We start from the raw sequence: 13,406 nt of genomic DNA on the forward strand, positions 1-13,406 counted from the left end.
CTTATGGAGAGACATAGGCCTCTGCTTCGAAAACATCATTCTATCATGCTTCCGCAACATGGACGTTAATTGTTCCAGTAACATCCTGATGCAGCTTAACGGGAACCTTGGTATAGCCAAGCGTCCGAATTGGGCTGTCAAGCTCGATTTTACGTTTATCAATTTTATAGTCATAATCCTTTTTCAATGTATCCGCAATATGCTTTGATGTAATCGAACCAAATAGACGGCCGCCATCTCCAGATTTGGCCTTTATTTCGACCGTCACATCTGCAAGTTCATTTTTGAGCAGTTCCGCTTCCTTCTTGATTTCTTCTTCCTGCTGCTGCTGTTTTTTCTTTTTTGCTTCCAGTGCTTTCATGTTTCCTGGTGTTGCTTCTTCCGCCAGGTTGTTTTTCAGGAGGTAGTTGCGGGCATAGCCATCAGAAACATCTTTCACTTCGCCTTTTTTTCCTTTGCCTTTAACATCTTTGGTAAATATCACTTTCATTCTTTTTCCCCTCCCGTAAAGTATTCTTCCAATATATCTTTCAACAATGCTTCTGCATCGTCAATGGTCGTATCTTCAATCTGTGTGGCGGCATTAGTTAAGTGGCCGCCACCGTTCATTTTTTCCATGATGACCTGCACATTCACATCACCAAGGGAACGCGCACTTATGCCAATTCGCCCGTCGTCCCGTTCGGAAATAACGAATGAGGCGTTTATTCCGCTCATGGTCAGGAGCGTATCAGCGGCCTGTGCAATCAGGACGCCGCCATAAACTTCTCCAGGTTTGCCTTTGGCGATAGCAATGGCGTCACGGTAAATTGCAGCGCGCTCAATCAGTCTGCCCCGTTTAATATAAATATCAAGGTCTTCTTTCATGAAGCGCTGCACAAGCACCGTGTCTGCACCTTTTGAACGCAAGTAGGATGCGGCATCAAACGTACGCGATCCTGTCCGCAGTGTAAAACTCTTTGTATCAACAATAATTCCAGCGAGAAGAGCGGTGGCCTCGAGCATTTTGAGCTTCAAGTTCTTCGGCTGGTATTCAAGCAGCTCCGTCACAAGTTCTGCAGTTGATGATGCATAAGGCTCCATATAGACCAGCGTTGGGTTGTCAATGAACTCCTCTGCCCGGCGATGGTGGTCAATAACTACTTTATATTCCGTCTTGTTTAGTAGTTTCTCGTGGGAAACCATCGATGGCTTGTGTGTATCCACCACTACAACCAAGGTCCAGCTAGTAACTAATGCCTCCGCTTCATCCGGTTCAATAAAATGCTTCCACAAGTCTTCATCTTTTTTCATCGCATCAACAAGCCGATAAACACCGGTATCAACATCGTCCGGGTCAAATACGATATAGCCGTCCACACCATTCGCCTTGGCAATATTCAAAATGCCAATCGCTGCACCGAACGAATCCATGTCCGGTGATTTATGCCCCATAATAATGACATTGTCACTTTCCTGAACAAGTTCCTTCAATGCGTGTGAAATGACACGCGCCCTGACCCTTGTCCGTTTCTCCATCGGGTTGGTGCGACCGCCGTAGAAGCGGACTTTGCCCATCCCGTCTTTTATCGCAACCTGGTCTCCGCCGCGTCCAAGGGCCAAGTCAAGACTGGACTGCGCCATTTCTCCAAGGTCCGGCAAGGTACTGTCCCCAACCCCAATACCGATACTCAATGTTACGGGAATGTTCTGTTCGGCGTTCAGTTCACGGACTTCATCCAGGATATCGAATTTTGATTTTTCCAGTTGATCCAATGTTTCCTTTGTTAAAACGGCAATAAAACGATCCTGTGATGTCCGTTTCAAATAAATACCATAGTCCGTTGACCAGCTGTTCAGAATGGACGTGACTTTCGAATTCAGCTGACTTTTCAGCGTATCATCCATGTTCTGGGTGATTTCTTCATAATTATCAAGATAAATAATGGCAATGACGGCTTTCTCATTTTCGTAGCGTGTCTGAATTTCAGACTGTACGGTACGGTCAGAGAAATACAACAGCCGTTCGTCCTTTCTTATCGATATCTGAAATTGATAGCCATCCAACTCCAGCCAGATTTCGTCGTCACTTTCTTTTATCCGTGATGCAAGGTCATCCGAAAGCACATTCAGTGACATCCCGACAAGCGAGTCCTCTTCCTCAGCAAAACGGTTCATGTACGGATTTGCCCACTCAATCATGTACTCATCATTGAACAGGATAATCCCGATTGGCATCTCCAGCAACGCCTCTTCCCCAACCCGTTTCACACGATGAGAAAGTGTTTCAATATATTTTTGTGTTTCATTCTGCAGCTTTCGTTCTGTCCGGACACTGTAATAGATGGAAACAGCCAGAATCGCTGTCATTACCAGTCCCAGCATCCATTGAAAGTACCAGATAAACCCGACAATAATTGCAGCCACAAGGTACATCACCAGTAAATGGCCGCTTAATGCCGGTTTTCGTTGAAAGTCCTGCATATCATCAGCTCCTACTTGAACTCCCGCTCATGTCTTGCCACCTGAAATGCGATCTCTGAGTGCAAAACCTATATCTATTATACCTAAGAGGCGCACGAGGTGAAGGAAAATGAATGGAACAAAAATGGTCAATAGGACGCTCATCACCGGCAGTGCTTTTGTTATATTCTTTACATAGGCATAATAAAAGATAAAGGATAGTCCTTGCAATGCCATAAATATTCCAGTCAGCATCAGGACATTATTGACAGCTTGTGCACCAATTCCGGATAAATCCATAAAGGATATAATCAAGGCAAAAAAGTATATCCAAATGAGTGAAACCGGAAGCCGAAACATTCGAAACGGCGGAAAGTGCAGTGACCGACTTTCCAATCTAGCTATCACTTTATAGCTAATCCACTGACTGACAAATGCCATTAACAGACTGGCTAAAGCAATCCATACCGGAATGAGGTCAATCAGTATATCAAGCTGTTCCATCACCAGCTGCATCTGTTCTTCGGCCTGACTGCCAAGTCCTAAATTTTCCATGACGTCCTTGCTCATCGCAGCCGACTCTTCCATCAAATGATTCATTTCATTGATCAGATTAACTTGAAACACGAACTGACTGAACAGAAACAGTATAACAAGCCCTGCGACAAAGCCAATTGTACCGCTAGCCAGTGTCTCATAAGCAGAATATTTCCTGAAAATCGCGCTACCTATCAGGATGCCGCCAAGACCCATCAGGACGGGGATCGGTACAGAGTAAACGGACGTAAAAATCGCCGATAAGCCAACGGCAGCAAGAAGCATAACAATCGATGGCTTCCAGTCATGCCTTGAGGCAAATAATATAAAAGGCACAGGCAGTAAAAATGTAGCAACAACTGTGATCACAGGGATAAAAGTTGCTATCAGCATCAGGATCATATAAATTGCCGTCAGTAACGCTCCATCTGCCAAATGTTTTGATTGATTCATTTACTGCACCTTCTTTACTTCTATTCGTGTTTGTTAAATATACTTTCGTTCAGACAGTACCATCTGTCCATTAATCTATGATAACACGATTTAAGCTTTTGTTTCCATTTGAAATTACAAAATCAAACTATTTCCCGGGAAATAATTTCGGGAAATTTGTCGATGGGCGAGGAACTTTCAAGGAATATTCATGGTCATGAAGTGCTTTTAATGGTATTTTAAATAGAAGAAGTTTTATATGTAATGTACTCAAGGGATGAGAGATCATGGTTTTTTGGCGAATGTTTGTTGATAGCCTGAAATTGCCGGCTAAACAGGCGATGTTTCGTTTGAATCGAATTGGTATGGATTTTACAGTCCTCTACATGTTTATACTGATGGTGGTGGTTTCAGTTCCATCATTCACTAACAGATTGCAGGACGTGGACGGACCCGGTAATAGTATGAATCTGCTGTTCTTTCTAATTTATTTCTTTATATTCTATTACTTGCCACTGACGATTATGGTATTTTTATTCATTTCACTGATTGCTTATCTTGGCACTGGTTTAGCTAAATTTCTGTGGCGGAAAATAAGGTTTTCCATACTGTGGAAACTTACAGTATATACGACAACGATTCCATTTATCCTGTACATGGCTGCTGGATTGATTTTCCCGCTAGGTGATTTATGGCTGAGCGTGTTTATGATTTATTCACTAGTGCTAATACTGAAAATAATAACTGTCTATCCGAAACGAAAAAAACGTACATAGGGGTTTTGTTATGCGCTATCTCAGTTTGATTCTTTTAGCTGCAGCTCTTGTGATGACGACAGGCTGCACAAGCCAGAATGAGACAGAAAAAAAGGAAATCCTTCTATCTGCCGCGGCCAGCTTATCTGATGTGCTAGCCAAACTGACGGATGAATTTGAGAAAGAGCACCCGAATGTGGTCCTCTCTCTAAACTATGGTGCTTCTGGAAAACTCGCCCAGCAGATCAGTCAAGGGGCACCGGTTGATGTTTTTTTGTCAGCGGATCAAATGTGGATGGACCGGCTAGCTGAACAAAACTTGCTGGCAGCAGACACCAGAATTGATTTTGCCAAAAACAGTCTGACATTGGCAAGCAGTAAGCAAAAATCCTTTGCTATAAAGTCACTACAGCAACTGCCAGAGCTTGATGTGAAACAAATTGCACTTGGTAATCCAGAAAGTGTACCCGCCGGAAAATATGCCGAGCAGGCGCTAAAGGCAAGCGGGGTCTGGGAAGACGTAGAAAACAAACTCGTCCATACCACTGATGCCAGACAGACTCTCACCTATATCGAATCGGAAAACACTGAAATTGGCTTTGTCTACAGCAGTGACTTAAAGCGGTCCGATCTCACCAAAGAAGTGCTGTCAATCGATGAGAATCTCCATGACCCGATTACGTATCCAGCTGCCGTCATGGCGTCAAGCGAGGCGAAGCAAACAGCAAAAGCATTCCTCTCATTTTTACAAACGGACAAAGCCCAATCCATTCTAGAGGATTACGGTTTTGGGAACTAGAGGAGAATGTCGATGGACCTAACACCATTATTATTGTCCTTAAAAATTGCCGGTATTGCCACACTAATCGTATCGGTCATTGGGATAACCGCAGCAAGATTGATTGCACGCAGTTCATTTCTGGGAAAGCGGGTGCTGGAGTCCATTCTCATGCTGCCATTAGTACTCCCGCCAACGGTTGTCGGATTCGGTCTCCTTTATTTATTCGGAAGAAACGGTCCTATTGGGAAACTGCTGTTAAACTGGTTCGATGTCCAGATTGTATTCACCTGGACTGGTGCAGTAATTGCTGCCGCTGTTGTGGCATTTCCATTAATGTACCAGAGCGCAGCAGCTTCTTTTTCAAACTATGACCGGAATATCGAAAATGCTGCACTTACGATGGGAGCTTCCAAATGGCGAGTTTTTTGGACGATATCATTCCCGCTTGCATGGCCCGGATTGCTGGCAGGGCTCGTATTAACATTTGCGCGTGCACTGGGAGAGTTTGGAGCAACATTGATGGTGGCCGGCTATATTCCAGATCGAACTGAGACTATTCCGCTTGCCATTTACTTCGCCGTCGAATCGGGTGAAATAGACGCGGCAGTGTTTTGGGTAATCAGCATTCTCATTATTGGCTTTCTTGCTATATTATGGCTGAACTGGTGGAGTGGCCGTAATATTTTGCGTTTTACAAATGATCAGTGAGGGACGGGATGAATAATGCTCTCGCTAAATATAAATATACAGAAAAAGTTGAAGGCATTTACACTTGATGTACAGCTGGAAGCCGGTGGAGAGATTGTGGTGCTGTCGGGCCCATCTGGTGCGGGGAAAACGACGATACTGAATTGTATAGCCGGGCTCAGCCAACCAGATTCCGGCTATATCACACTTAATGGCCGGGATCTATTACAAGAGGGCAAAAAGCCGCTGCCCGTCAATAAACGCCGCATCGGCTATCTTTTTCAGGATTATGCACTATTTCCGCATATGACGGTCTGGAATAATATAAAATATGGCATGAAAAACGAGCAATTGACCAAAAAGCTTATGGAAGTAGCGGGCATCCAGCATTTACTGGAGGAATATCCAAGAACTATTTCCGGTGGGGAAAAGCAGCGTGTCGCACTTGTGCGTGCATTGGCAACGGAACCGGAGGCACTGCTATTGGATGAGCCATTTTCTTCCCTTGATAACCAGACGAAAATGGAATGCCGGAACGAGCTATTAAGACTGCATGCGTTTTGGAACATACCGATCCTTTTGGTTACCCACGATAAGGAAGAAGCAAAACTGCTTGGAAACCGGATTTTGCAGATTGAGAACGGCACATTGGTATAAATGGTTAGTAAAGGCTCTTTTCATAAACGTTGTTGTTGTTCAGTGCAGCTGTAAACTGCGACACAACTATTGTATATCTTCCTCAAATTCTATTGGAAATGAGTGCTAGCTTGCCGCTGCGGAAAAATACTCCCTTTCACCGCTCCGGGTACAAGCGCGACATCAGCTCATGCTTCCTTTGGTCGCATTCGCAGTGTCTTCTTTGCCGCGGGGAACGCTTCAGCCTCCTCACTCACTATCGAACGCTCGTGGGTCTTAGACTGTTCCTTTCCCGCAGGAGTGTCGATTTTTCCGCAGCTTATTGTGATGTTCGTTCCATATGCAGAATTTCATTGTTAGCGGAGGCAATATACGAAGACTCCTATGGGAACAGCACGTGTCCGAAGACCCCACAGGAAGCGGTTTTTGCTTCCGAGGAGGCTGAGGCCGTGCCCATGGAAAGCGAAGTGTATTGCCGGAGCGGTGTCATAGGATCAATTTTTTTACAGTTACGTCGCATTTTATAGAATTACTCACAGCGTTTCATTCTCTTAGGTGATGCAAAAAGCAACAGTTTTTAGAAAGCAAACTTATTAAAAAACCTAAAAAACCCGATTCACACAGCTTCAATGTGTGAATCGGGTTTTTTGCTTATTCTGCCACGTATGGCAATAGTGCCATTTGACGGGCACGTTTGATTGCTTTGGTCAATTTGCGCTGATATTTAGCAGAAGTTCCTGTAACACGGCGTGGGAGGATTTTCCCGCGCTCAGAAATGAACTTCTTCAAAAGGTCAACATCTTTGTAGTCAATGTGTGTAATGCCATTGGATTTAAAATAACACACTTTCCGACGCTTTGCACGACCACGGCGAGCTGCCATTTGAAACCCTCCTTTTCATGTTTACGAACTAGAAACAGCTGGCTTCAGATTACACGATAATCAATCAAGCTAATCCATCACTACGCTTGTCTTCTAGAACGGTAAATCATCATCTGATATATCAATCGGTTCCCCGTTATCTTTGAACGGGTTGTCACTGGCTGGTTTTTGATCAGGTTGGTTCTGACTTTGGTTCTGGTTCTGGTTTGGCTGGAATCCTGATGACTGCTGTCCTCTGTTTTGTGAAGATCCTTTTGATTCCAGGAACTGAACACTGTCAGCAACAACTTCTGTCACAAAGACTGTCTTTCCGTCCTGGCCTTCGAATGTGCGAGTCTGGATGCGGCCGTCAACTCCGACCATGCTGCCTTTTTTCATATAGTTTGCCAGATTCTCAGCTGCTCTGCGCCAAATGACACAGTTAATAAAGTCAGCATCCCGGCTGCCCTGCTGATTGGAAAAGGGGCGGTTGACCGCCAAAGTAAAATTGGCTACTGCCACACCACTTGCAGTATAGCGTAAATCAGGATCCTTCGTTAATCTGCCAACTAGAACGACACGATTTAACATCAGAACCACTCCCTATTATTGATCATCTTCACGAATTGCCATATGACGGATAATATCATCAGTGAACTTTGCCTGACGGTCAAATTCATTGATGGCATTTTCATCACCACTGAAGTTGATGACAACATAATATCCATCACGGTAGTCGTTGATCTCGTATGCAAGACGGCGCTTGCCTTTTTCATCAACTTTTTCAATCTCCGCCCCGTTATCGGTCAATACGCTGTTGAAACGCTCAATCAAACTTGTCTGCGCTTCTTCTTCCATATCCGGGCGGATGATGTACATGATTTCATATTTTCTCATCCGTTACACCTCCTTCTGGTCTTAACGGCCCTTCCCATTCGGCAAGAGCAAGGAGTAATCATCTGTTTATTACTCACAGTGGAGTATTATACCAAATGATCGCATGAAAAACAAGCATTCGAGAGATCCTGATTTACTTTATTTCCTATATTGCTGCTAGTTCCCGCATCCTTAGAAGTTTTTTCTAATCCCGCAGTGGAAATACACTCGATTTCCGCGGGCAAACCGCAAGCCTCCTCAGCTCGTACCTCACCTGCGGGGTCTCGCGTATTTCCACTGCTGATAAGCTTCGTCCTAATCCGACAAGACTGTTACTATTTTCTACGGCTGTATCAAATATTAATAAGCCAATTTAAACGTTAAACCGGAAGTGGATGACATCCCCGTCCTGTACGATATAGTCTTTTCCTTCCAGCCGGACATTGCCATGTTCCCGGGCAGTTGCCATGGAACCTGCTTCAATCAAATCTTCATAGGAGACGGTTTCTGCTCGGATAAAGCCGCGCTCGAAGTCGGAGTGGATGACACCGGCTGCCTGTGGTGCTGTCATCCCTTTGCGAAATGTCCATGCTCTAACTTCCGGTTCGCCGGCAGTAAAAAATGTACCCAGTCCAAGGAGGCTGTACGATGCTTTAATCAGCTGATCAAGCCCGGCTTCAGCAATACCTAAATCCTCCAGGAACAGTTCTTTTTCCTCCTGGTCAAGTTCGGAAATTTCCTCTTCAATCTTAGCACAGACCGTAATTACTTCTGCATGTTCAGCCGCTGCATACTCCTTTACTTTCTGGACATGTTCATTCCCATCCGGATCTTGAACTTCTTCTTCACTTACATTCGCCGCATACAGCGCCGGTTTGCTTGTCAGCAGATGAAGTCCTTTGACTATTTTCCACTGCTCTTCCGAAAATTCCAATACCCGTACAGGCTGCTCTGCTTCCAGCCCCTCTTTCACCTTCGTCAGCACGTCATATTCCGCAACAGCTTCCTTGTCCTTTTGCCTGGCCATTTTCTCCACGCGCTGGATCCGTTTCGTGACGGTCTCCAAATCCGCCAATATCAGCTCCAAGTTAATCGTTTCCATGTCATCAACCGGATCAATTTTACCTGATACGTGGGTGACATTTTCATCCGCAAAACAGCGTACTACTTGCACAATTGCATCCACCTGGCGGATATTGGCAAGAAACTGGTTTCCCAGCCCTTCACCTTTACTTGCACCTTTGACAATCCCGGCTATATCTGTAAACTCAAACGTTGTCGGGATAGTTTTTTTCGGTTTCACTAATTCTGTTAATTTATCTAAGCGATTGTCAGGAACTTCCACAATCCCCACATTCGGGTCAATCGTTGCAAACGGATAGTTCGCCGCTTCTGCTCCCGCTTGGGTGATTGCATTAAACAATGTGGACTTACCAACGTTTGGAAGCCCGACAATTCCTGCTGTCAAAGCCATGTAACCTTCACTCCTTAAGGATTTCCATTCATATGAACGCGTCAGTCATATCAATTATAGATACAAGCTTTAAAAATGACAAGCTATGGAAAAACAAAAATAAGCATTCGAAAATGCTTATTTTTACGGAAGTGGGCACTAAAATTCTATTTTCCATCTGTGGGCTTTTCGAATTTAACGTTTTATGGTCAGCAATGAAAATTTTAAGGAAATTATTCTTCAGCTTTTTCCAGAATTTTCTTCATTTTTTTAGCAAATGTTTTACGCGGTATCATGACACTATGATCGCATCCCATACACTTAATCCGGATATCCATTCCCATTCGAATTATTTTCCATTTATTTTCGCCGCATGGGTGTGGCTTTTTCATCTCAACAATGTCATTTAGTCCAAATTCCTTATCTGCCATTACTAATCCCCCTCCTGCATCTGCCTGTTCGGTTCCACCTCCAGTGATGTCGGTTCCTGATTGCGCGAATACATCACTAGTCTTGGTGCTGGTATTTCAATTCCTTTCTTATAAAGGACTTCTTTTATTTCCTTCCTTATAATACGTGCACCTGCCCACTGGTAAACCGGCAGCGTTTCTGCAATCACCCTGACTACATAGTGGGAAGCAGCAAGCGTCTGCACCCCGATAACTTCCGGAACGCGGACTATCTCCTCATATTGATCAGGTAAACGTTCGCCCACCTCTTCAATAATCTGTTCGGCAGCAGCCACATCACTTTCATATGGCACATTGACATCAACAATGGCAAGACCATTATGTACCGAATAATTCGTCACCTGCGTCACACCACCATTGGGAAGAACATGCTGCTCCCCTGTCCAGCTCTATATTTTCGATGTCCTCAGCCCGATTTCTTCGACCGTCCCTTCTACACCGGAAACGGAAATATAATCACCGACAGAGAATTGATCTTCAAAGATAATAAAGAAGCCGGAAATAACATCACGGACAAGATTCTGTGCACCAAAACCAATTGCCAGACCAGCCACTCCGGCACCCGCAAGCAATGCTTTAATATCCTGGCCGAATACGTCATCAAGAATCGTGATAATAGCAATAAAGTAAACGGTGTATTTCAATACATTCTGAATCAGTTTCTTCAGCGTGACTTCTCTTCTCTCCGTTATCCGGAATGGCCTGCGTGTTCTACTTTCAAAAATACGTTCAACCATTTTATTGCCAAAACGGATGACCAGCATTGCCAGGATAATGATGGAAACGGTTTGCAGGAATGCCGTTCCAATTGCCAGCCAGAGTGCCGGCCCTGTTACATAGTTCCATACATTCATAAATTGATCTTGTAAAAACTGCAAGCTATAACCTCCGGCCGCTATTCTATACATTGATTTTACAATACTTGATGTATAAAGAAAAGAAAATAGCAAACCAGGCTATGCCTCCTTGTTTTGCTTACCGCCCCATAGTGGGTATAGAAGCAAACGGCTGAGAACATATAAATTCAAAATGCCATAGATCGGATAAATATAGCTAATTAAAGTAGAAAAACCAAGTGTAGTGAGTGGAATCATAACAGCAATCAGGACCGCTGCCAGCATCCAAATAGGAATATTCCATATACTCTGCAGCCTGGTGGCAATCCCAAGAATACCTGCTGCTGCCGTTGTAAAAATGGCAAACCATAACAGTGCAGACATTAATATAAGAATTTCAAATGGATAATGTTTTAAGATAGCAAACAACGGGATTTCATATAATAATAGTTCATCCGCAATCTGGATCAAGCTGCTATTATAAATGAATGAAATCGTCCCTAGCAGAAACCCACTGCCGATTGCAGCAATATGGATTTCCCGCTTGGACTTAACTTTATTGCCAATCGCCCCTAGGACTGCAATTAATGGCAGAATATTCAGGGCTGTAAACGGAAAAGCAGCCGTCCAATTTCGCTGTTCATGCCAATGAGAGAACACATCCAGTTCCTGGTCAATAATAAATAACAACAGAATATATACGAGCCCCCCAAGGAGCAGCGGCAGTACAATCTGATTCATCGCCAGCAATCCATTAATATCTTTTAAAAATAAAGCAATCAGGCCAATGGTAATGAGCACTACTCCCCACCAGTAAGAAAACTGGAATGCTTGTCCGGTCGCACCACTTCCGGCAATCATAACAACCGTAGTGGTAAACAGATATAGAAAGATCATAATATCATACACTTTTGTCAACTTCGGTCCGACGATATCCCGAAGCACCGGCAAATAGTCACTTGACTGTCTCCGGTAGCTTACGTCCATGATGACATAGCAGCTTACAGTGAAAAATATTGTGAACAGAAGTATGGCAAGGCCACTTTCATGACCAAAGAACTGCCATAACTCTCGGCCGGATGCATATCCAGCCCCAATAGTCGTCCCAATGATTAGAAACATCCACTTAAATCCTGCTCCCCACATCGCTTTGCCTCCATTATTTACACAGGTATAGTTTTTAAATTTTTTCCGTATACTAATACCAATATGATTGTGGAGGATAAGCTATGAATCTGATTAACCGTTTAATGCCCAAGAATGAAAAGCTGCAAATGATGCATGATGATCCAAACTTGCTGGAACGAATGACAAAACGGATATTGTCATGGACTCCTGTAACATCGAGAGACTACGTCATTATTTGTATCGGTACAGATCGTTCAACTGGTGATGCATTTGGTCCGTTTGCTGGTTCTTATTTAGCAGAAAAAAAACCGAAACACATCCATCTCTACGGTACACTGCATGATCCAGTACATGCCGCCAATATGGAGAACTATTTTCGTTATATCCGCATGGAACACCGCAATCCATTTGTGATTGCAGTTGATGCATCTTTGGGTAAATCTGCATCTGTCGGCACGATTACGGCTGATACCGGTTCCCTGAAACCCGGAGCTGCTTTAAACAAGAAACTTCCGGAAATTGGCGATATCCATCTGACGGGTGTTGTCAATATTGGTGGTTTTATGGAATATTCTATTCTGCAAAATACGAGATTATCACTCGTCGTTGCCATGGCAAAGCGCATGTCGGAACTGCTATATAGAATTGATGAACAGCTTGTACATACACATACCCTATCAAAACTTGCCGCAGCAAATGATAAAAGTGAAAGGATGATATAAAAAACTCTGCCGGCACCACAGGGCAGAGTTTTTATTTCGAGAAACTATCACATACGTACCACTTATTAAAAAAGTAAATAGACTGCATAGACTAGTCCAACCGTTACAATGGATGGCAGTAAATTCCCAACACGTATTTTCGTTATGTTAAGCAAATTTAGTCCAATTGCGACAATAATAAGACCACCGACCGCGGTCAGCTCCACAATCATTCCGTTCAGGACCTGCTCAGGAATCCACCGCTCGATTTGGGTGGCCAATAATGCGATTGTTCCTTGATATAAGAAAACCGGAACAACAGAAAACAAGACACCAAACCCAAGTGTTGTCGTCAGCACCAATGCGACAAATCCGTCAATCACCCCTTTTGTGATCAAAACCTCATGATTGTCGCGCAAGCCGCCGTCCAGTGCTCCTACGACTGACATCGCACCAATAACAAAAACGAGTGATGCCGTCACAAACCCCTGTGCAACCCTACTATCATCATCTGCTGATGAAAATTTATTTCCCAGCCATTCCCCCAGCTTGTTCAATCCCTCTTCCAAATGCAGCAGTTCACCAATCACTGCACCGGTTAGCAGACTCAAGAGCACAACAATGATTGCTTCTGTAGACAGGGCCATTTGCATCCCAATCAGAATAACGGCCAAGCCAATTCCATGCATTACTGTTTCTTTATAGCGCTCGGGTATCTTTGAAAAAAACAGCCCAATCATACTTCCAGCTACAATACAAACTCCATTCACCAATGTTCCAAGTAAGGCCATAGATCCATCCCTATCTATAT

The 13,406-nt window shown here is 43.9% G+C and carries 15 protein-coding genes and 1 pseudogene; 5 read left to right on the forward strand and 11 right to left on the reverse strand.

Translation table 11 applies throughout. The features are described 5' to 3' along the window. Positions 1–43: 43 nt before the first annotated feature. The 3 genes from rplI to ACFSUO_RS10200 are packed head-to-tail and all read right to left on the reverse strand — an operon-like array spanning position 44 to position 3,432. Positions 44–490 carry a 50S ribosomal protein L9 gene (gene rplI / locus ACFSUO_RS10190; RefSeq protein WP_382393705.1) on the reverse strand — a complete coding sequence of 149 codons (447 nt, stop codon included), beginning with the start codon at positions 488–490 and terminating at the stop codon, positions 44–46. Next, positions 487–2,463 (reverse strand): DHH family phosphoesterase, encoded by a 1,977-nt coding sequence (locus ACFSUO_RS10195; protein WP_382393707.1) that lies wholly within the window; start codon positions 2,461–2,463, stop codon positions 487–489. The genes rplI and ACFSUO_RS10195 overlap by 4 nt, the downstream gene beginning before the upstream one ends. A 27-nt stretch (positions 2,464–2,490) precedes the next feature. After that, a complete protein-coding gene (locus tag ACFSUO_RS10200; RefSeq protein ID WP_382393709.1) occupies positions 2,491–3,432 on the reverse strand; it encodes a YybS family protein in 942 nt (313 codons plus the stop codon). Between the two features lie 281 nt (positions 3,433–3,713). On the opposite strand from ACFSUO_RS10200, the gene ACFSUO_RS10205 reads away from it, so the two are divergent. Genes ACFSUO_RS10205 through ACFSUO_RS10220 form a run of 4 tightly spaced genes read left to right on the forward strand, consistent with a single transcriptional unit; the run spans position 3,714 to position 6,291 of the window. Beyond that, complete coding sequence (locus tag ACFSUO_RS10205; protein ID WP_382393711.1) at positions 3,714–4,187, forward strand: hypothetical protein; 474 nt, start codon at positions 3,714–3,716, stop codon at positions 4,185–4,187. A 10-nt stretch (positions 4,188–4,197) separates the two neighbouring features. Then, positions 4,198–4,965 carry a molybdate ABC transporter substrate-binding protein gene (gene modA / locus ACFSUO_RS10210; protein ID WP_382393713.1) on the forward strand — a complete coding sequence of 256 codons (768 nt, stop codon included), beginning with the start codon at positions 4,198–4,200 and terminating at the stop codon, positions 4,963–4,965. Between the two features lie 12 nt (positions 4,966–4,977). After that, complete coding sequence (gene modB, locus ACFSUO_RS10215; RefSeq protein WP_382393715.1) at positions 4,978–5,655, forward strand: molybdate ABC transporter permease subunit; 678 nt, start codon at positions 4,978–4,980, stop codon at positions 5,653–5,655. A 15-nt stretch (positions 5,656–5,670) separates the two neighbouring features. Next, a complete protein-coding gene (locus tag ACFSUO_RS10220) occupies positions 5,671–6,291 on the forward strand; it encodes a sulfate/molybdate ABC transporter ATP-binding protein (protein ID WP_382393717.1) in 621 nt (206 codons plus the stop codon). 630 nt (positions 6,292–6,921) lie between these two features. Here the strand turns inward: ACFSUO_RS10220 and rpsR are convergent. From rpsR to ACFSUO_RS10255, 7 genes and pseudogenes are all read right to left on the reverse strand, one after another. Continuing rightward, positions 6,922–7,152 carry a 30S ribosomal protein S18 gene (gene rpsR, locus ACFSUO_RS10225; RefSeq protein ID WP_129674926.1) on the reverse strand — a complete coding sequence of 77 codons (231 nt, stop codon included), beginning with the start codon at positions 7,150–7,152 and terminating at the stop codon, positions 6,922–6,924. A gap of 93 nt (positions 7,153–7,245) precedes the next feature. Continuing rightward, a complete protein-coding gene (gene ssb / locus ACFSUO_RS10230; protein WP_382393720.1) occupies positions 7,246–7,722 on the reverse strand; it encodes a single-stranded DNA-binding protein in 477 nt (158 codons plus the stop codon). 15 nt (positions 7,723–7,737) lie between these two features. Continuing rightward, complete coding sequence (gene rpsF, locus ACFSUO_RS10235) at positions 7,738–8,028, reverse strand: 30S ribosomal protein S6 (RefSeq protein WP_382393722.1); 291 nt, start codon at positions 8,026–8,028, stop codon at positions 7,738–7,740. A gap of 352 nt (positions 8,029–8,380) precedes the next feature. Next, complete coding sequence (ychF, locus tag ACFSUO_RS10240) at positions 8,381–9,481, reverse strand: redox-regulated ATPase YchF (RefSeq protein WP_382393724.1); 1,101 nt, start codon at positions 9,479–9,481, stop codon at positions 8,381–8,383. A gap of 212 nt (positions 9,482–9,693) precedes the next feature. Further along, positions 9,694–9,891 (reverse strand): DUF951 domain-containing protein, encoded by a 198-nt coding sequence (locus tag ACFSUO_RS10245; RefSeq protein WP_382393726.1) that lies wholly within the window; start codon positions 9,889–9,891, stop codon positions 9,694–9,696. A 2-nt stretch (positions 9,892–9,893) separates the two neighbouring features. Next, positions 9,894–10,808, reverse strand: a pseudogene (locus tag ACFSUO_RS10250) (mechanosensitive ion channel family protein). A 78-nt stretch (positions 10,809–10,886) separates the two neighbouring features. Then, entirely contained in the window at positions 10,887–11,912 is a 1,026-nt protein-coding gene (locus tag ACFSUO_RS10255; RefSeq protein ID WP_382393728.1) for a YkvI family membrane protein, read from the reverse strand. Between the two features lie 83 nt (positions 11,913–11,995). On the opposite strand from ACFSUO_RS10255, the gene yyaC reads away from it, so the two are divergent. Then, a complete protein-coding gene (yyaC, locus tag ACFSUO_RS10260; protein WP_382393730.1) occupies positions 11,996–12,616 on the forward strand; it encodes a spore protease YyaC in 621 nt (206 codons plus the stop codon). A 65-nt stretch (positions 12,617–12,681) separates the two neighbouring features. On the opposite strand, the gene ACFSUO_RS10265 is transcribed toward yyaC, so the two are convergent. After that, a complete protein-coding gene (locus ACFSUO_RS10265) occupies positions 12,682–13,386 on the reverse strand; it encodes a DUF554 domain-containing protein (RefSeq protein ID WP_382393732.1) in 705 nt (234 codons plus the stop codon). Positions 13,387–13,406: the final 20 nt, after the last annotated feature.

The sequence above is a fragment of the Lentibacillus juripiscarius genome, assembly GCF_042685205.1.
Lineage (GTDB): Bacteria > Bacillota > Bacilli > Bacillales > Amphibacillaceae > Lentibacillus > Lentibacillus juripiscarius.